The 18,209-nt window shown below is 64.3% G+C and carries 16 protein-coding genes; 13 read left to right on the top strand and 3 right to left on the bottom strand.

The annotated features are described in order from the left end of the window. Positions 1–231 precede the first annotated feature (231 nt). From ACUN9V_RS18410 to ACUN9V_RS18400, 3 genes are read left to right on the top strand one after another with little or no spacing between them, the layout of a single operon-like run. Positions 232–1,038: an alpha/beta fold hydrolase gene (locus ACUN9V_RS18410; RefSeq protein WP_445512428.1), complete on the top strand. Its 807-nt coding sequence runs from the start codon at positions 232–234 to the stop codon at positions 1,036–1,038. Then, positions 1,035–1,973 (top strand): alpha/beta fold hydrolase, encoded by a 939-nt coding sequence (locus tag ACUN9V_RS18405; RefSeq protein WP_445512427.1) that lies wholly within the window; start codon positions 1,035–1,037, stop codon positions 1,971–1,973. Before ACUN9V_RS18410 ends, ACUN9V_RS18405 begins: the two co-directional genes overlap by 4 nt. Next, positions 1,970–3,046 (top strand): patatin-like phospholipase family protein, encoded by a 1,077-nt coding sequence (locus tag ACUN9V_RS18400; protein WP_110693754.1) that lies wholly within the window; start codon positions 1,970–1,972, stop codon positions 3,044–3,046. Before ACUN9V_RS18405 ends, ACUN9V_RS18400 begins: the two co-directional genes overlap by 4 nt. Positions 3,047–3,141: 95 nt before the next feature. Here ACUN9V_RS18400 and ACUN9V_RS18395 read toward each other — a convergent pair whose 3' ends face one another. Next, on the bottom strand, positions 3,142–3,762 hold the full coding sequence (locus ACUN9V_RS18395) for a Smr/MutS family protein (protein ID WP_445512426.1): 621 nt from the start codon (positions 3,760–3,762) through the stop codon (positions 3,142–3,144). A gap of 155 nt (positions 3,763–3,917) precedes the next feature. Here ACUN9V_RS18395 and prmB point away from each other — a divergent pair, with 155 nt between their 5' ends. Beyond that, positions 3,918–4,874, top strand: a complete 957-nt coding sequence (gene prmB / locus ACUN9V_RS18390) for a 50S ribosomal protein L3 N(5)-glutamine methyltransferase (RefSeq protein ID WP_445512425.1) — start codon at positions 3,918–3,920, stop codon at positions 4,872–4,874. Between the two features lie 34 nt (positions 4,875–4,908). Beyond that, complete coding sequence (gene aroC / locus ACUN9V_RS18385) at positions 4,909–6,000, top strand: chorismate synthase (protein WP_445512424.1); 1,092 nt, start codon at positions 4,909–4,911, stop codon at positions 5,998–6,000. Here aroC and ACUN9V_RS18380 read toward each other — a convergent pair. Further along, a complete protein-coding gene (locus ACUN9V_RS18380; RefSeq protein ID WP_445512423.1) occupies positions 5,991–7,421 on the bottom strand; it encodes a hypothetical protein in 1,431 nt (476 codons plus the stop codon). The two genes, aroC and ACUN9V_RS18380, sit on opposite strands and share 10 nt — an antisense overlap. A gap of 115 nt (positions 7,422–7,536) precedes the next feature. Then, the gene (locus tag ACUN9V_RS18375; RefSeq protein ID WP_445512422.1) at positions 7,537–8,436 is read right to left on the bottom strand and encodes a LysR family transcriptional regulator; all 900 of its coding nucleotides are present in this window, start codon (positions 8,434–8,436) and stop codon (positions 7,537–7,539) included. A gap of 191 nt (positions 8,437–8,627) precedes the next feature. Between ACUN9V_RS18375 and leuC the strand changes: the two genes are divergently transcribed. The 8 genes from leuC to ACUN9V_RS18335 all read left to right on the top strand — a co-directional run bounded on the left by leuC (position 8,628) and on the right by ACUN9V_RS18335 (position 18,200). Further along, positions 8,628–10,076, top strand: coding sequence for a 3-isopropylmalate dehydratase large subunit (gene leuC, locus ACUN9V_RS18370; RefSeq protein ID WP_445512421.1), 1,449 nt, complete (start codon positions 8,628–8,630; stop codon positions 10,074–10,076). 12 nt (positions 10,077–10,088) lie between these two features. Continuing rightward, the gene (gene leuD / locus ACUN9V_RS18365) at positions 10,089–10,733 is read left to right on the top strand and encodes a 3-isopropylmalate dehydratase small subunit (protein WP_445512420.1); all 645 of its coding nucleotides are present in this window, start codon (positions 10,089–10,091) and stop codon (positions 10,731–10,733) included. A 1-nt stretch (position 10,734) separates the two neighbouring features. Next, on the top strand, positions 10,735–11,514 hold the full coding sequence (locus ACUN9V_RS18360; protein ID WP_445512419.1) for a class I SAM-dependent methyltransferase: 780 nt from the start codon (positions 10,735–10,737) through the stop codon (positions 11,512–11,514). Positions 11,515–11,544: 30 nt separating this feature from the next. Next, complete coding sequence (gene leuB, locus ACUN9V_RS18355; protein WP_439285169.1) at positions 11,545–12,624, top strand: 3-isopropylmalate dehydrogenase; 1,080 nt, start codon at positions 11,545–11,547, stop codon at positions 12,622–12,624. 132 nt (positions 12,625–12,756) lie between these two features. Beyond that, complete coding sequence (gene asd / locus ACUN9V_RS18350; protein WP_439303674.1) at positions 12,757–13,872, top strand: aspartate-semialdehyde dehydrogenase; 1,116 nt, start codon at positions 12,757–12,759, stop codon at positions 13,870–13,872. Positions 13,873–14,079: 207 nt separating this feature from the next. After that, complete coding sequence (locus ACUN9V_RS18345) at positions 14,080–16,461, top strand: type IV pilus assembly protein FimV (protein ID WP_445512418.1); 2,382 nt, start codon at positions 14,080–14,082, stop codon at positions 16,459–16,461. 24 nt (positions 16,462–16,485) lie between these two features. Then, complete coding sequence (truA, locus tag ACUN9V_RS18340; protein ID WP_445512417.1) at positions 16,486–17,451, top strand: tRNA pseudouridine(38-40) synthase TruA; 966 nt, start codon at positions 16,486–16,488, stop codon at positions 17,449–17,451. Beyond that, positions 17,448–18,200: a phosphoribosylanthranilate isomerase gene (locus ACUN9V_RS18335; protein ID WP_445512416.1), complete on the top strand. Its 753-nt coding sequence runs from the start codon at positions 17,448–17,450 to the stop codon at positions 18,198–18,200. Before truA ends, ACUN9V_RS18335 begins: the two co-directional genes overlap by 4 nt. The last annotated feature ends 9 nt before the right edge of the window (positions 18,201–18,209 follow it).

Below are 18,209 nucleotides of genomic sequence, written 5' to 3'. Positions count from 1 at the left end.
GCTGCTGGTCCTGGGCATCGCCTGTTTGGTGAAGTATCTACTCTTTAGCAAGTGAGCGTACTGAGCGAGCCATCAACCAGCTAATCCGTTGTGGATTGATCTTGTCGGCAACCTTTCTACCTCGCATACCAACCAGATAATCCGGATACCCATTTTTTACAATCGTCAGTTATGACAGTCGATCGGTTCATCGACGACTGTTTTTATCGCCGATAGTCTAAGGGAATTCAGATGTCGATGCTGCGTTACCCACTGGTCTTCGCCCATGCCAACGGTTTCACCGGCGCCAGTTACCGGACGCTGTTGCAGCCGTTGGCGTCGCACTTCGAGCTGCATCCGCTGGATCGCCTGGCGCATGACCCGGCGTTCCCGGTCGGGCGCAACTGGCTGGCGCTGCGTGAAGAGTATCTCTCGGCCATCGAGCCGTTAGCGAAACCGGTCGTCGCCGTGGGCCACTCCATGGGCGGTGTGCTGTCGATCATGGCCGCCGTCAAGGCGCCCCAGCACTTTCGCGCCGTCATTGCGCTGGATCCGCCTTTGCTGCTGGGGCGAGACGCCTGGATGTTGAAATTCGCCAAACTGGCAGGTTTCGTCGATCGCGTCACGCCGGCCGGCAAGACGCTACGTCGTCGCGAGATCTGGCCCAGCCGCGACGCCATGGCAGCGTCGCTGCGTCGGCGTTCGCTGTTTCAGGGCTTCACCGAGACCGCGATGGACGACTACGTCACCGGCGCGACGACCCTCGACGACGACAGCGGTGCCGCCAGGCTGCTCTACGCGCCCCGCACGGAAGCGGCAGTGTTTCGCCATCTGCCGGATCACCTCACCTCGGTGCTGCGCAAGCTCCAGGTGCCATTGACGGTCATCGCCGGTGAAGATTCCGATCTGCTGACACCCAAACGTCGTCGGACGCTCACGCGCCTGGGCGTTCGAATCCGCTGTGTACCGGGTGGGCACATGTTTCCGTTCGAGCACCCTCAGGTCACTCGCCAGGCGATTCTGGACGCGGCCGATGGCATGCTCGAGGCCTCGACATGAGGCCGCGGACGCTGGTGCTGGGAGACGATCGGCTGGCAGCGTTGAGCTGGGGTGAGGAGGGCGCGCCTACCTGGGTGGCGCTGCATGGCTGGCTGGACAACGCGGCGACCTTTTCCCGGTTGGCGCCCGCCCTGGTCACCGCGCTGGGCATTCGGCTGGTGGCGCTGGATCTGCCGGGGCACGGCCACTCCCCACACCGGGGCGCGCGGGCCGACTATCCGCTGTGGGGCTATGTGCCCGATGTTCTCGATGCCCTGGACGTACTGGATCTGCGCGCGACGACGCTTGTCGGCCACTCGATGGGCGCAGGCGTGGCCACTCTGATCGCGGCCGCCGCAACGGAGCGGGTCGATCGGCTGGTGTTGATCGACGGGCTGGCCTCGACCACCAGCGAACCCGACGAGACGGTGACACAGCTGCAGGCGGCATTGCGCGCGCGCCGGCGGCCGCCGCCGCCGCATAGTGCTGGACGTAGCGCTGGACGTAGTGCTGGAGATAGCGCTGGACGCAGCGCCAGCGGCGGCTATGCGAGCATCGACGACGCCGTGGCGGCGCGGGTTCGGGGCGGAGTCACTCGGATCGATGCCGATACCGCGCGGCCGATCGTCGAGCGTAACCTGGTCAGCTGTGAAGATGGGCGCTATCACTGGCGCACCGACCGCCGTCTGGTCCAGCCTTCGCTGTTGCGTTGGAGCCCGGCGCAGATGCTGGCAACGGTTGCGGCCATTCGCGCGCCGGTGCTGCTGTTGCAGGCGACCGGCGGCGTATTGAACGAGCGCCCTTATCTCGGCGAGGCGTGTCGTCGAATCGACCGGCTCGAGCGGCGAATCGTCTCCGGCGGGCATCATCTCCATCTGGAGCGCGTCAGAGTAGCGCAAGTGACGTCGGAAATCGTACGCTGGCATCAATCGATCACCGGGGAGTCCCTGTCATGAAGCCTCGAGTGTCGTTGGTGCTGGGAAGTGGAGGCGCACGAGGCTATGCCCATATCGGCGTGATCGAGGAGCTCGAGGCACGCGGCTACGAAATCGTCTCGATTTCCGGCTGCTCGATGGGCGCCTTGATCGGCGGCATATACGCCGCCGGCAAGCTCGAGGGGTATCGAGACTGGGTCTGTCGGCTGGACTATTTCGACGTATTGCGTCTGGTCGATATCACCTGGAGCGCCATGGGTGCCATGCGCGCCGGCAAGGTGATGACCAAGCTCGAATCGCTGGTCGGGGATATCCGCATCGAAGATCTGCCGATGCCGTTTACCGCGGTGGCGACCGACCTCAACCGTCAGCGTGAAGTCTGGTTCCAGAAAGGCCCGCTGTTGAGAGCGATTCGGGCCTCGATCGCGGTACCGGGGATCATCACTCCGGTTCAGGAGAACGGCCATGTGCTGGTCGACGGTGGTCTGCTGAATCCGCTCCCGATCATTCCCACGGTCTCCGTCGAAGCGGACATCGTGCTGGCGGTCAACGCGACGGCCCAGACACCGAGACAAGTCACCCTGGAAGAGCTGTTGCCGGCCGATCAGGCGGCTCAGGAGCAGGCGCGCGAGATCGAGCGCCAAGCCGAAGGCAAGAGTTTCAGTGGGTGGTTGAGAAATGTGCGCACGCGGGTGCAGGGCATGGTTTTTTCATTCGGCGACGACGATGAGTTGGCGGACAACGGCAGCTGGTCGAGTCAGACCGAACGCGCCTGGAGCAAGCTCGACATGATGCTGGCCTCGTTCGATATTACCCAGGCAGCGCTGGCCAAGTACAAGATCGCCGGCTACCCGCCGGACATTCTGATCGAGGTGCCCAAGAGCGTCTGCGGTGCCTACGAATTTCATCGCGCCGAGGCGCTGATCGAGCTCGGACGCTATCTTACCGCCCAGGCCTTGGATCGACACGAACAGGGGCGGGACTGCACCGCCGTTGCCGCCGAGCCGATCGATGACCACCGCCATCCTGCCAGCAGCGGCGATCCGCAGGGGCGGCTACCGCTGCCATTGTCGTCGCCCAAGCGGCACGGTTGACGGAAGCACTGCAGGGCCGCCGGCGCGAGCCTTGCGCTCCATCTCGCTCGGCAGGGCAGGTTGATCAGCGCCGTCTGGATGCTTCATGTGACGTTTCAGCTACTGGAATCGGCCCGGGTGCGCAGCAGTACGTAGAGCGCACCGGTGCCGCCGTCGACCTCGTTCGCCGAACAGAACGCCAGCACCCGCGACCAGTTCTTGAGCCAGCCGTTGACGTGGCTCTTGATCACCGGGTAATCCGCACCGCTGCCGCGATAGCCGCGCGCCTTGCCGTGAACCACCAGCACGCAGCGAGCGCGGGCGGCGATGGCATCGTTGATGAAGCTTTCGAGCTCGACACGGGCTTCGTCGAGCGTGTAGCCGTGCAGATCGAGTCCACCTTCCCAGGCGATGTGGCCTTTCTTGAGCTGGGCAAAAGTACGCTGGGGCAGATCCGGAATCGAGAACTCGAGTCGCTGATGCGGCGTGACCGCTTCGACGCCGCCGTCCGACAGCTTCGACTGAACCTGCGGCGGGGCCTGTTCCGCCGCTTCGCGACGGGCGCCGGTATTGAGTTCGTTGCGCCGCGGCCGGCCGGTCTGCGCCCGGTTGACCTTGAGTCGCCGGATACCGGCCGCTTCCAGCGCGTCGCGAAAGGCGCTGTCAGGCTTGTCATGGCGGTCGCGACGGTCGTGATTGGCGAAGCGATGGTCGTCATCGCCGGTGGAGTTCGTCATGGCCGTGCCTCTGCGGATCGCGGTCTCGATGGCTTGAGTCGTTCAGCGGGCAAAAGGGTACCCGATTCCGGTCGTCGGGGCATGGCCGACTGTGAACGCGTGAGCCTTGCGCGTACAATCGTCGTCCGTTTTCCAGCCAGATGCGAGCCCTGCCGATGTCCTCACCGCAGTCGACCCTGACGCTAGCCGACGAAGCCATCGTCGAAGACCTGTTCAGCGTGCGCGACTGCCTGCGCTGGGCCACCACCGAATTCCACGCGCATCGCCTGCATTTCGGTCATGGCACCGACAGCGCCTGGGACGAGGCGGTGGCGCTGGTGCTGGGTGCGCTGCATCTGCCGTGGGATGTCGATCCGGCGGTGCTCGACGCGCGCCTGCTGGGTGTCGAGCGCCAACGTATCGTCGCGCTGGTGAGGAGTCGGATCGAAACGCGCCGGCCGCTGCCATATCTGCTCGGCGAGGCCTTTTTTGCCGGCTTCCCGTTCGAGGTCGACGAGCGCGTGCTGATTCCGCGTTCGCCCACCGCCGAATTGATCGAGCAGGGGTTTGCGGCCTGGTTCGACGAGACGCCTCCGGGACGAGTGCTCGATCTGTGCACCGGCTCAGGCTGCATGGGCATTGCCGCCGCGCTCCATCTGCCGACCTGCGAAGTGGATCTGGTCGATATCAGCATCGAGGCACTCGAGGTCGCCAAGGCGAATATCGTACGGCATGATGTCGGTCGGCGCGTTCGCGCGGTGGCCTCCGATCTGTTCGAGGGTGTGGCCGGTCAGCATTACGATCTGATCGTCAGCAACCCGCCTTATGTCGATACGCGCGATCTGGCGACGATGCCGGCGGAGTATCGCCATGAGCCGGGCCTGGCGCTGGGTGCCGGTCGCGACGGGCTCGATATCGTCCGGCGCATTCTGCGTGAAGCCCGGACCTATCTGAACGACGGTGGCATGCTGATCGTCGAGGTAGGCAACTCGCAGCGCCATCTGGAGGCGGCCTTCCCCGAGGTTCCATTCCTGTGGCTGGAATTCGAGCGCGGCGGCGAAGGGGTCTTCGCGCTCAGCGCCGAGGATCTCGATAGCTACGCCGATCAGTTCGCTGCCACTCCCTCGGCCTGAACCGATATTTTCATCTCTTTCCTGAGGATCGCGCATGTCCGGCAACACCTTCGGCAAACTGTTCACCGTCACCACTTTCGGTGAGAGCCACGGCCCCGCGCTGGGCGCGATCGTCGACGGTTGCCCGCCGGGACTCGAGCTCAGCGAGGCGGACCTGCAGCACGATCTGGATCGCCGTCGGCCGGGTTCCTCGCGCCACACCACTCAGCGCCGCGAGCCGGACCAGGTCAAGATCCTGTCCGGCGTGTTCGAGGGCCGGACCACGGGTACGCCGATCGGGCTGATGATCGAGAACACCGATCAGCGCTCCAAGGACTACTCCAAGATTGCCGAGCAGTTTCGTCCGGCACACGCCGACTACACCTATCACCACAAATACGGCATTCGCGACTATCGCGGGGGCGGCCGCTCCAGCGCCCGCGAAACCGCCATGCGCGTGGCCGCCGGCGCCATCGCCAAGGCATGGCTGGCCGGGCAGGGCATTCAGGTGCGCGGCTACATGAGCCAGCTCGGCCCCATCCCGATCGAATTCAAGAGCTGGGACGGCGTCGACGACAATCCGTTCTTCTGTCCGGATCCGGACAGGCTGCCCGAGCTCGAAGCCTACATGGACCAGCTACGCCGCGATCAGGATTCGGTGGGCGCAAAGATCACGGTCGTCGCCGAGGGCGTACCGGTGGGGCTGGGCGAACCGGTCTTCGATCGGCTGGACGCCGATCTGGCTCACGGGCTGATGAGCATCAATGCGGTGAAAGGGGTAGAGATTGGCGATGGCTTCGATGTCGTCGCCCAACGCGGCAGCGAGCATCGCGATGAAATGACCCCGCAAGGCTTCCTCTCCAATCACGCCGGCGGGGTGCTTGGCGGCATCTCCAGCGGCCAGCCGATCGTCGCCCATCTGGCACTGAAGCCGACCTCCAGCATCACCCAGCCGGGGCGCTCGATCGACGTGCACGGCGAGCCGGTGGAGGTGGTGACCAAAGGGCGTCACGATCCCTGTGTCGGCATCCGCGCCACGCCGATCGCCGAGGCGATGATGGCGCTGACGCTGATGGATCACCTGCTGCGCCATCGCGCCCAGAACGCCGACGTCCACGTCGAGACGCCGCGCCTCGGTCAGCGCTGATCGAGAGTTGCCGTGTGATGTAGCACGATGCCTGCCATCCGGCGGGTGTCGTGATCAAGACGATTGGTCGTCCTGTTGGTGTTTTCGCGCTGCTCTGGCCTGCCTTTCTGCCTTTCTGCCTGATTCCGCGTGTCTTCTTCTTTCTTTTGCTCGCCTTTCTTTTGCTCGTCTTTTTCCCGGGCCTCTTGCTCTTGGCCCTCGGCTTGTCGCTCCTTGACCTTACGTTGGCGCAACTGCTGACGGTAGCCATAGGTAGCGCTGCGTATCGTTTCGTCGCTCTCAAGGCTGGAGCCCAGGGCGCCGGCGACGGTGGCCACCGAGGCGGCGAGCCAGGCCAGGGCTGGGAAGTTGAGCCAGTTGATCGACTGACCAACCGTCGTCTCCAGTAGATTGGCAGGGACGAACAGAATCACCGCGGCCAGAAACAGTGCGAAGAGGATGACGTAATAGCAGGCAACGCCCGCCGTCAGCGTCAGCACCGTGGTCAGATTGTAGAAGCTCGTCAGGCGGTTCGATCCGCTGTATCGCCTGGGCTCCCACAGGCCGTGATCGAGTATCAGCCAGGCCACCATCGCTGCCATGGCGGCGATCATCAGAATCACGAAACGGTAGAACTCGTAGGCGGCGCTGAGTTTCCACAGCGAGGGAAAGATCAGGCCGTAGGCACCGGTAGCGAAGGCCACCGCGATGATGCGGCGGAAGGCGGGCAGTATGGTCCAGGGGCGATTGGCCCGCACCATGCCGCCGAGCAGTTTGGCGTATCCCCGCCACTTGCCGGCGCTGACGAAGCGCACATCGACATGCTTTTCGTGCTCATCGGATGGCGTGATCCTTTGGATTGGAACCAGTCGCTCGGAGAGCCGCCAGCCCATCAGCTCGCGTGAATTGCGATTGTGAATCCCGCTCTGTTCCCGGGCATCTCGCCCCTGTTCGAGATGCTGCTGCTGGCGCTCGCGCTCTTCACCATCGCTGCCGTGATGCATCTCGTTGACCAGGTGCAGGATCGCTTCGCGCAGCCGCCGCCTGAGCGGCGAAATGCCCAAGGCGGGCTGCGAGATGATCGCCACGCCCAGATTCTCGCTGGCTTCCGCCAGCGTCAGGCGGTCATCGCGGAAGAGCGGTAGGTCGGTAATGCAGACCACGTAGTGCCAGCCATGGTCACCCTTGATCCGCTCTGCCTGGTCGATGACGTTGTCCGTCGAATCCTCGGCCCCGATCAGTGCGTCGGTGACGCACTCCACCCGCCACTGATGACGATCATCGGTGTGCCGCCCGAGAAGTTCGGACAGTTCGTCGGCGATCAGGCCGGCGACCCGCTCCGGCAGCTCCGGTGCCGGGACCAGGCCCAGGCGCAATGTGCCCTCGGAATGCGCTTCCTGTGCCGTCGATTCCTGCGATCCGTCCCCATGGTCCTGCGCCATGCGCGACAACTCCTTTCTTTTTAGATTGGCGCCTCTCGAACGAGGGCGTCTCGAATGACTTCGTTTCGGACCCGAACCGATCGAGCATGGCCTTGCAACAGGTCCTGCAACGGGGCTAAGCGTAGTCGCTCGGTGTCGGTTTTGGGGTTCGTGCGCTTTCCAGTTCCGCGATCATCGCGTGTCCGGCATTGGAGAGCGTGCGGCCCTTGTGCACCAGATAGCCCAGTCGACGCTCGATCGGCGGATGCGACACCGGCAGTACCGCGATCTCGTCGTCGATCATGCTCTCCGGCAGCACGCTCCAGCCCAGCCCGATACCCGCCATCATTTTCAGCGTCTCCAGGTAGTTGGTGGAGAGCGCCACATCGATTGCAAGCCCGGCCCGATTGAATGAACCCACCACGATGTCGCGAGTAAACGTGAGCGGCCCCGGCAGTACCGCCGGATAGTTTATCAGTGTCGATAGCGGCAGCTCGCCGCGCGCCGTCAGCGGGTGTTCGGGCGCCGCCACGAAGCGTAGCTGGTCGATCCACACCGGGACCGATTCGACCTGCGGGTTGGGGTGCGGTGACAGCGTCACCACGGCCAGCTCGATCTCGCCGGCGACGACGCCGTGGTAGGCCTGCTCGGAATCGAGAAAGCGCAGATCCAGATCGACGTCGGGGTAGTGCTGGGTAAAGGCCTTGAGGATCGGTGGCAGCCGGTGCAGGCCGACGTGGTGGCTGGTGGCGAGCGTCAGACTGCCCTCGACGCTGCCGCTCAGATTGCTCAGCGTCCGGCGACTGTCCTCGACCAGTTGCAGAATCTGCCGTGCGCGGGGCAGCAGCAGCCGACCGGCCTCGGTCAGGCTGACGCGCCGATTGATCCGATCGAAGAGTCGGGCGCCGGTCTGATGTTCCAGCGTGGCGATACGTTTGCTGATCGCCGGCTGAGTCAGATGCAGTTGCTCCCCGGCCAGCGAGAACGACGCCGTATCGGCAACCGCGATGAAAGCCTGCAGGCTCTGGGTGTCCATGGCATCAATCCCCGACTGATGAATTTGTTAATTCTATTATGGAATCCAAAGCATAATCAAGATGAATTGATTTTATGCATGAAGGCGCCGTATCTTGGCATTCAATCATTCGCGGCGTCGCATGACGTCTCGATTCGCAAGCATTACGTCACCAAGCTGCGAGAGATAGCGTGACGGAGGAGATAACACACATGGCAAGCCAGACGCTCTACGACAAGCTGTGGGCGCAGCATTTGGTGACCCAGCGCGACGACGGTTCCGCGCTGATCTACATCGATCGTCACCTGCTGCACGAGGTCACGTCGCCCCAGGCGTTCGAGGGGCTACGTCTGGCCGGGCGCAAGCCGTGGCGTCGCGATGCCAATCTGGCGACGCCGGACCACAACGTGCCGACCACGCTCAAGGAGCGCAGCGCCGGTAACGCCGGGATTCTCGACGACGTGTCGCGGATTCAGGTCGAGACCCTGGATGCCAACTGCGAGAGCTTCGAGATCGAGGAGTTCCGGATCAACGACGAGCGCCAGGGTATCGTCCACGTGGTCGGGCCGGAGCAGGGCGCCACGCTGCCGGGCATGACCGTGGTCTGCGGCGACTCGCACACCGCGACGCACGGCGCCTTCGCCGCGCTCTCTCACGGCATCGGCACCTCCGAAGTCGAGCATGTGCTGGCGACGCAGTGTCTGATCGCCCAGAAGATGAAGAACATGCAGGTGCGCGTCGAGGGCAAGCTGGGGCTCGGGGTGACCGCCAAGGATGTCGTGCTGGCGATCATCGGGCGTATCGGGACCGCTGGCGGTACCGGCTACGCCATCGAATTCGCCGGCAGTGCGATCCGCGATCTCTCCATGGAAGGTCGTATGACGATCTGCAACATGGCGATCGAGGCCGGTGCCCGCGTGGGTCTGGTGGCGGTGGACGACAACACCATCGACTATCTGAAAGGCCGCCCCTATGCACCGACGGCCGAGCAGTGGTCGGCGGCGGTCGAGGCGTGGCGGGATCTGGTTTCCGACGACGGCGCGAATTTCGACAAGATCGTCGAGCTCGACGCCGCCGAGATCGAGCCGCAGGTGACCTGGGGCACCAGCCCGGAAATGGTCGTCAACGTCTCCGCGGAGGTGCCGGATCCGGCTAGCGCCGCCGATGAAACCGTCACCCAGGGCATGACCCGCGCGCTGGATTACATGGGGCTCAGCGCCGGACAGAAGATCACCGATATCCGGCTCGACAAGGTGTTCATCGGCTCCTGCACCAACTCGCGGATCGAGGACCTGCGCGAGGCCGCCAAGGTGGCGAGAGGGCGCAAGGTTGCCGACAACATCCAGCTGGCCATGGTGGTGCCGGGCTCCGGGCTGGTGAAACGTCTGGCCGAAGCCGAAGGGCTCGACAGGATCTTCGTCGAGGCGGGCTTCGAGTGGCGCGAACCGGGCTGTTCGATGTGCCTGGCGATGAACGCCGACAAGCTGGGCGCCGGCGAACGCTGCGCGTCGACCTCCAACCGCAACTTCGAAGGACGGCAGGGCTACGGTGGGCGCACCCATCTGGTGAGCCCGGCAATGGCGGCGGCCGCTGCCATCGAAGGCCACTTCGTCGATGTCCGCAGCTATGACTATGATCGCGCCGACGCGATGAGTGCCTGAGGAGGCCAGACAATGAAAAAGTTCGAACGCCTGCAGGGCCTGGTCGCACCGCTCGATCGCGCCAATGTCGATACCGATTTGATCATTCCCAAACAGTTTCTGAAGTCGATCAAGCGCACCGGCTTCGGCCCCAACCTGTTCGATGAGCTGCGCTATCTCGACGAAGGGTACCCCGGCCAGGACGCCACGGGCCGTCCGCTCAATCCGGACTTCGTGCTCAACCAGTCGCGCTATCGCGATGCGCAGGTGCTGCTGGCGCGGCGCAATTTCGGTTGCGGCAGCTCGCGCGAGCATGCGCCCTGGGCGCTGGATGATTTCGGTTTCCGCGTGGTGATCGCGCCGAGCTTTGCCGACATCTTCTACAACAACTCGTTCAAGAACGGGATCCTGTTGATCGCTCTCGACGAGACCACTGTCGATCGGCTGTTCCAGGAGACCGAAGCCGTGGAAGGCTATCGCCTGGATATCGATCTCGAGGGGCAGACAATCACCACGCCGAGCGGCGAGGCGATTCCGTTCGAGGTCGATGCGTTCCGCAAGCACTGCCTGCTGGAAGGGCTCGACGACATCGGCCTGACCCTCGAGCAGTCCGGGGCCATTCGCGATTTCGAGAGCCGCCATCGTCCGGCGAACCCCTGGTTGTTCCGGGATGCCTGACGTGAAAGGGCACGGCGACCACAGCGCCGTGGTCGAGCGCCAGTTCGGAGGCCAGGCTGCGGCTTACCTGTCGAGTCAGGTGCATGCCCAGGGTGAAGAGTTCGCGCAGCTTCGCGAACGCATCGGCCAGCTCGACGCGCCAGTCGATGCGACTCGCGTGCTGGATCTCGGCTGCGGTGCCGGTCATGTCAGCTTCCAGCTTTCGGATCTGGCGGCGGAGGTCGTGGCCTACGACCTGTCGCCGCGGATGCTCAAGGTGGTCGGCGAAGCGGCCATCGAGCGTGGATTCACCAATATCCGCACGGTGCAGGGCATCGCCGAGTCGCTGCCGTTCGCGGACGACAGTTTCGACGTGGTTTGCAGCCGCTTCTCCGCACACCACTGGCGCGACGTCGGGCTGGCGCTGCGCGAAGCGAGACGGGTGTTGAAGCCGGGTGGGCTGGCGGCATTCATCGACGTCTCGGCGTCCGAGCAGCCGCTGTTCGACAGCTTCCTGCAGACTGTCGAGATGCTGCGCGACACCAGTCATGTGCGCGACTACGCCCCGAGCGAATGGGCGCAGATGGTCGGTGAAGCGGGGCTGGTGATGACGTCCAGCTCGCGCCAGCGCCTGCGCCTGGATTTCGAGACCTGGATCGAGCGCATGCGTACCCCGGATGTGATGCGCGATGCCATTCGCCACCTGCAGCGCGATGTCGGTCAGGAAGTGCGCGATGCCTTCGAGATCAGCGATGACGGCTCCTTCACCACGGATATGCTGGTGCTGTGGGCCACGAAGTGACAAATCAAGGAACACGCTTGAGGACAATGCATGAGTAAGAAGATTCTGGTGTTGCCCGGTGACGGTATCGGCCCGGAAATCACCGCCGAGGCGGTCAAGATTCTGAATGCCTGCCGCGAAGCCGGGCTGGACGCCGAGCTGGAAGAGGCGCTGGTCGGCGGTGCCGGCTTTGATGCCGAGGGCGATCCGTTGCCCGAGTCGACGCTAGCCAAAGCCAAGGCGGCGGACGCGATCCTGCTCGGCGCCGTCGGCGGGCCGAAATGGGACACGCTGGAAGATTTGAGCAAGCGCCCGGAGAAAGGGTTGCTGGGGCTGCGCAAGAATCTCAATCTGTTCGGCAATCTGCGCCCGGCGCTGCTCTATCCGCAGTTGGCCGAAGCCTCGACGCTGAAGCCGGAAGTGGTTTCCGGGCTCGATATCATGATCGTGCGCGAGCTCACCGGCGGTATCTACTTCGGCCAGCCGCGCGGCATCGAGGAGCGTAACGGCGAGCGCGTCGGCTTCAACACCTACGTCTATTCAGAGTCCGAGATCGAGCGTATCGGTCGCGTCGCCTTCGAGATGGCGCAGAAGCGTGGCAAGAAGCTCTGCTCGGTGGACAAGGCCAACGTGCTCGAAGTCACCATTCTTTGGCGCGAAGTGATGAACCGCTTGGCGCCGGAATATCCCGACGTCGAGCTGTCGCACATGTACGTCGACAACGCCGCCATGCAGCTGGTGCGCGCGCCCAAGCAGTTCGACGTGGTGGTCACCGGCAACATGTTCGGCGACATTCTCTCCGACGCCGCCGCCATGCTCACCGGTTCGATCGGCATGCTGCCATCGGCGTCGCTCAACGAGCGTCAGCAGGGCATGTACGAACCGTGCCACGGCAGCGCGCCGGATATCGCCGGTCAGGGCCTGGCCAATCCGCTGGCGACGATTCTGTCGGTGGCGATGATGCTGCGTTATTCGCTGGGGGAGCCTCAGCTTGCCGAGCGCATCGAGCGTGCCGTCGGTCAGGTGCTGGATCAGGGCCTGCGCACCGCGGATATCGCCTATCCGGGCACCCGCCAGGTTTCCACCAGCGAAATGGGGGATGCGGTACTGGCGGCATTCGCCGAGGCCTGAGCGCGTCGCTGTCGGACGGAACTTCGTGGCCGATGCGCTATAATGCGCTTTCAAGATTGACAGGATGCGACGACTCGAACGGGTCGTCGTGTCGATTCAGGACATTCAAAAACGCTTCGGGGTACGCCAACTATGTTGAAAGTCGGATTCGTCGGCTGGCGCGGGATGGTCGGTTCCGTGCTGATGCAGCGCATGCTGGACGACAACGATTTCGCCGGGATCGAGCCGGTGTTCTTCTCCACCTCCCAGGCCGGCCAGGCCGGGCCGAGCATCGGCGTCGACGTACCGGCATTGAAGGACGCCAACGATATCGAATCGCTCAAGGCGATGGACGTGATCGTCACCTGTCAGGGCGGCGACTACACTGGCGCGGTCTACAAGCCGCTGCGCGAGGCCGGCTGGAAAGGCTACTGGATCGACGCGGCGAGCACGCTGCGCATGGCTGACGAGGCGACCATCGTGCTCGACCCCGTCAACCGTCACGTCATCGACGCGCAGTTGGCCAAGGGCGCCAGAACCTTCGTCGGCGGCAACTGCACGGTCAGCCTGATGCTGATGGGCCTGGGTGGGTTGTTCGAGGCCAACATGATCGAGTGGATGACCTCGATGACCTATCAGGCCGCTTCGGGTTCCGGCGCCAAGCATATGCGCGAACTGATCGGACAGATGGGTGCGTTGCATTCGGCGGTCGCCAAGGATCTGGCGACGCCGTCCAGCGCGATTCTGGATATCGACCGCGATGTCACCGCCAACATGCGCGGGAGTCAGTTCCCGGTCGATAACTTCGGCGCGCCGCTGGCCGGCAGCCTGTTGCCGTGGATCGACAAGGCGATGGATAACGGCCAGAGCAAGGAAGAGTGGAAAGGTGGCGTCGAGACCAACAAGATTCTCGCCACCGGTGCCAACCCGATCCCCATCGACGGGCTTTGCGTGCGAATCGGCGCGATGCGCTCGCACAGTCAGGCCTTCACCATCAAGCTCAGGCAGGATGTGCCAATCGACGAGATCGAGGACCGGCTGGCCAAGCACAATGACTGGGTCCAGGTCGTGCCCAACGAGAAGGACGCGACCCTCGAGCAGCTGACCCCGGCGGCGGTCAGCGGCACCTTGACCATCCCGGTGGGGCGTCTGCGCAAGCTCGCCATGGGCGGTGAGTACCTGACCGCGTTCAGCGTTGGCGACCAGCTGTTGTGGGGCGCTGCCGAGCCGCTCAAGCGGATGCTCAAGATTCTGCGCGAACGCGCCTGAGCATCATTCGAGTTTCGCCAAGCCCTGCCAGCCAAGCCCTGTCAGCAAAGCCCTGCCAGCCAAGCTGGCAGGGCTTTTTGCGCTTTATGCCGGCCCTTGGCGTTCGGGACGGCCGACTGCACCATATTGTTACGCAATGTTAAAGTTTACTGAGCGCTTGCCGATGAGGGAGTCGATACGGACTCCACTGCGAGGGCGGGAAACGACATGCGGCAATGGCTCACATTCGTGGTTGGCTGGCTCTGTTTGACGCTGGCGTCGTCGGTTCAGGCGCTCGGCGTCGGTGAACCGCAACAGCTTTCGCCGCTCAATCGGCCATTGCATGTCGTGCTGCCGCTGACCGATGGCAGCGGCATCGAAGCGTCGCAGATATCGGTGACGATCGCCGACGATGCCGCCTATCGCCAGGCCGGGCTGACCCGAAGTGCGTTGACGGATACGGTGTCGGCCAAGGTCGTGCGAGAAGGCAGGGCGCTCAGCGTGGTGCTGGAGAGCCCGCGCCGCGTCAAGGAACCCTTTCTCGATCTGCTGTTGGTCGTCACCTGGCCGGCGGGAGAGTGGCAGCGGGAGATTTCACTGCTGTTCGACCCGGTCGATTACGCCAGTACTCCGCCCTTGATCGAGGGCGATCGCAGCCACTCGCCACGCCGCCAGGCGGTTGCATCGTTGGCGACCGATGTCATGCCGGTATCGGTCGCCGTTACCGGGAATAGGTCTCCAGGGGAGGCCCGGCGCGGATCGTCGGCTTGGCCCGGGCAGGTGACCGTTCGCCCCGGAGACTCACTGTCGACGTTGGCGGCCTCGCTGCTGCCGAAGCCCGGCGTGAGCCGTCAGTCGCTGATGGTGGCGCTGTTCCAGTCCAACCCTTCGGCTTTCGTTCAGGGTGACATCGATCGATTGCGAGCGGGGGTCAGTCTCGACGTGCCGGCGTCCGACGACGTCGCCGCAATGTCTCGGCGCGACGCCGCCGCGACCCTCGCCGGGCTGTCGAGAACCGAAGACAGCAGGCCGCTCATCGACATCGTGGGTCAGGGGGCGACTTCGGCGACATCCGACACGGCGATCTCGTCCGCGGCCAGTGACTCATCCGGCTCGCAGCTCTCGGCGCGGCTCGCGATGCTGCAGCAGCATGTATCCGACCTTGACGCCGAAACCGAGCGTCAGCGCGCGACGATCGCCAGCTTACAGGCCGAGCGCGACGCGCTGCAGGGCGCACTGGCCGACGTTGGTACGCCACCGGCGGCGGCCGACGTGGCAAGATCTGACCAATCGGGCGTCGGTGGATCTGGCTCTGATGAGTCGCCCTCTGATCGACAAAGCGTCAAGGACACGATGGTCAAGGTGGCGACATCGGCAGTCGTTGCCGATGCCGCGGCGGCGACCCCGGGGGCGCCGCCGTCATCATCATGGTCGCGGCGTCTGCTGGAAAATCTCGACTGGATCGGCGGTGCAATATTGATCCTGTTGCTGGGGTTATGGGCCTGGCAACGCCGCCGTCAACGCGCCAGCCACGTCGAAACATCATCGTCCTTGTCATCATCATCCTTGTCATCGGCGACGCCAGCGTCCAAGACGTCAGCGGCCGAGACGGTGTCGAAGCCGGCAGCTGCGTCGCGCCGTCCCGTCGCCGGCGATGCCGATTCCGCCTCGATCAGTCAGGCCGATATCTACATGGCCTACGGCCGTCATGCGGAAGCGCGCGACTGGCTCCAGCGGCAGCTGGCGCAGTCCGAAGATGCGAATCTCCGTCTGGGGCTGTTGAGAGCGCTGGGCGAACTGCGGGAGATGGAGGCGTTGGATGAGACGCTAGCCGGCTTCGGCGATAACGCTTCGCTGGAGCAGCGTCGCGAAGGGCAGGCGTTGGTCGACGATTACCGCGCGCGATACGTCGAGGAGAGCTGGCAGGAAGCGACGGCAGTCGACGCCGAAGGTGAGGCCGAAGGTGAGGCCGAGGAGAGGCACGCTGGCGAGAACTCGGGCGAGGGCAAGAACGCGAACAGGAACGAGTTCGGCAACCGTCATGTCTGGAGCGGCAACGCGCGAGATGTCGATGCGCTGTTCGAGTCCCAGGCCGCGTCACCCGAGATGCACGCCGCCGATTTTCGACTTCCGGCCCGCGATGATCGGCAGAAGTCGATGTCAGGGCTGTTCGACGATGATTGGTCACGCGCGCCGGAGATGGCGGAAACGTCGTTGACGGCTCCGAGTATCGATTACCAAGCGCCGACGCTGGAGTTGGACGTCACCGACGACGACGGAGTACTGCCATCTACTTCCGGTTCATCTACCGCCCGGGAGGGGGCATCCGCAGTGGCGGACGAGGCGTCGCCACGGTCGACCCTCGATTTTTCGGCGCTCTCTCTCGAGCCCGTTGAAATGGAGAGCGTTGACGACGGCCCGCATGCCGCACCGCTCGACGGTCACGCGTCCTGGAACGCGGGTCGCGACGGCGGTGCACACGGCGCGCACGGGGCGGTTTCGAGGCCTCCGACCGACAAACCTTCGGGTGAACTGCGCGACGTTCCCGCAGAGTGGGACGTCGAGGCGCTGGAATTCCAGTCGTCGCATCGGGATAATGAGCGCCCCTAACGACTTTGGGCTGCGCAGGTTTCGATGGCGTTTTTCTCCCGGCAGGACGACAACCAGCCACTGAGCGGCCGCATGGCCCTTGGCGTCGAGTACGATGGCACGCATTACTGCGGCTGGCAGCGCTTGCGCCACGCCGCATCGGTGCAGGGCGCGCTCGAGACCGCATTGAGCAAGATCGCCGACGCGCCGGTGCGTGTTCTCTGCAGCGGGCGAACCGATAGCGGCGTCCATGCCACGCGTCAGATCGTTCACTTCGATGCGCCGGTGCTGCGGTCCCAAAAAGCGTGGCTCTACGGTGCCAATGCCAAGTTGCCGCGGGATATCGCAGTGCGCTGGTTGACCCCGGTTGCCGACGACTTTCATTCGCGGTTCTCGGCACTGGCCAGGCGTTACCGCTACGTCATTCTCAACCAGCCGACGCGACCGGTCATGGAGCGTCACAACGTCACCTGGTGTCGCGAGCCGCTGGATGCCGATCGCATGCATCGAGCCGCCCAGGCGCTGATCGGCGAGCACGATTTCTCGAGCTACCGGGCGGCCAGCTGTCAGTCGAACGTTCCCATTCGTCATCTACATTTCATTGACGTCCGTCGTTTCGGGCCGCTGGTGATGATCGACGTCCAGGCCAACGCATTTCTTCACCACATGATTCGCAACCTTGCCGGCGTGCTGGTGGCGGTCGGCCGTGGCGACCAGGACGAGGACTATCCGGCACGCCTGTTGGCGCTGCGGGATCGCAGGCGTGGCGATGTCACCGCGCCGGCCTGCGGGCTGCATTTCGTCGATGTACGCTACGATGGGCGCTTCGAGCTGCCGGAAGAACCGGTGGGGCCGAATCTGCTGGCCTTCCTGGGTGAGTGGACCGGCGAACGTGGCGAGATACCCGACACCCCGCTGATGCGCCGCCGGCGGGTGTGGCCGAAGTGGATCGATGACCAGGGGCGGGTCGTCGACCACCATCCCCAGGCGGATCTGGAGGTTTCTTCATGAACCCGGTCAGAATCAAGATATGCGGCATGACCCGCCGCGAAGACATCGCCGTGGCCGTCGCCGCCGGGGCCGATGCGCTGGGTTTCGTGATGTGGGACGGCAGCGCGCGGGCGATCGGTACCGATACGCTGGCGACACTGAGTGCTACGGTGTCGCCATTCGTGACGCGTGTAGGTCTGTTCGTCGACCCGAGCGTTGCGGATGTCGAGGTCTGCCTGCCATATCTCGATCTGCTGCAGTTTCATGGCGACGAATCGCCAGACTTCTGCGCGCGCTTCGGCAAGCCCTGGATCAAGGCGCTACGCATGCGTGACGAGCTCGATCTCCACGCCGCGGCGGCAACCTATGCCGGCGCCGGCGCCCTGTTGCTCGATGCCTATCGCCCCGGCGTTCCGGGTGGCACAGGCGAGACGTTCGACTGGCGCCGCATCCCCGGCGATCTGGCAAAACCTGTTATCCTCGCTGGGGGGTTGACGCCGGACAACGTTGCCGACGCGGTGGCGCAGGTACGACCCTATGCGGTCGATGTTTCCGGCGGGGTCGAGGCGTTGGGTGCCGCAGAGCCCCATGACGTGACCGCTGCGGCCCACGCCAACGATGCCGTTCACGCCGCGACAACCCAGAAAGGCATCAAGGATCCGCTGCGGGTCCGCGCCTTCTGCGAACGGGTGCAGGCAGTCAATGCCTCACTCGCGGGGCCGCCGTCCGCGGCCGACTCCCTTGCTCCCCATTCATCCGCCACATCATGAGGGTCCCTT

The sequence above is a fragment of the Salinicola sp. V024 genome, assembly GCF_052645315.1.
This window is presented reverse-complemented; position numbering and strand designations above follow the sequence as displayed.

Coding starts and splice junctions, on each gene's coding strand:
- ACUN9V_RS18410 (WP_445512428.1), top strand. CDS start 232: ATGTCGATGCTGCGTTACCCACTGGTCTTCGCCCATGCCAACGGTTTC.
- ACUN9V_RS18405 (WP_445512427.1), top strand. CDS start 1,035: ATGAGGCCGCGGACGCTGGTGCTGGGAGACGATCGGCTGGCAGCGTTG.
- ACUN9V_RS18400 (WP_110693754.1), top strand. CDS start 1,970: ATGAAGCCTCGAGTGTCGTTGGTGCTGGGAAGTGGAGGCGCACGAGGC.
- ACUN9V_RS18395 (WP_445512426.1), bottom strand. CDS start 3,762: ATGACGAACTCCACCGGCGATGACGACCATCGCTTCGCCAATCACGAC.
- prmB (WP_445512425.1), top strand. CDS start 3,918: ATGTCCTCACCGCAGTCGACCCTGACGCTAGCCGACGAAGCCATCGTC.
- aroC (WP_445512424.1), top strand. CDS start 4,909: ATGTCCGGCAACACCTTCGGCAAACTGTTCACCGTCACCACTTTCGGT.
- ACUN9V_RS18380 (WP_445512423.1), bottom strand. CDS start 7,421: ATGGCGCAGGACCATGGGGACGGATCGCAGGAATCGACGGCACAGGAA.
- ACUN9V_RS18375 (WP_445512422.1), bottom strand. CDS start 8,436: ATGGACACCCAGAGCCTGCAGGCTTTCATCGCGGTTGCCGATACGGCG.
- leuC (WP_445512421.1), top strand. CDS start 8,628: ATGGCAAGCCAGACGCTCTACGACAAGCTGTGGGCGCAGCATTTGGTG.
- leuD (WP_445512420.1), top strand. CDS start 10,089: ATGAAAAAGTTCGAACGCCTGCAGGGCCTGGTCGCACCGCTCGATCGC.
- leuB (WP_439285169.1), top strand. CDS start 11,545: ATGAGTAAGAAGATTCTGGTGTTGCCCGGTGACGGTATCGGCCCGGAA.
- asd (WP_439303674.1), top strand. CDS start 12,757: ATGTTGAAAGTCGGATTCGTCGGCTGGCGCGGGATGGTCGGTTCCGTG.
- ACUN9V_RS18345 (WP_445512418.1), top strand. CDS start 14,080: ATGCGGCAATGGCTCACATTCGTGGTTGGCTGGCTCTGTTTGACGCTG.
- truA (WP_445512417.1), top strand. CDS start 16,486: ATGGCGTTTTTCTCCCGGCAGGACGACAACCAGCCACTGAGCGGCCGC.
- ACUN9V_RS18335 (WP_445512416.1), top strand. CDS start 17,448: ATGAACCCGGTCAGAATCAAGATATGCGGCATGACCCGCCGCGAAGAC.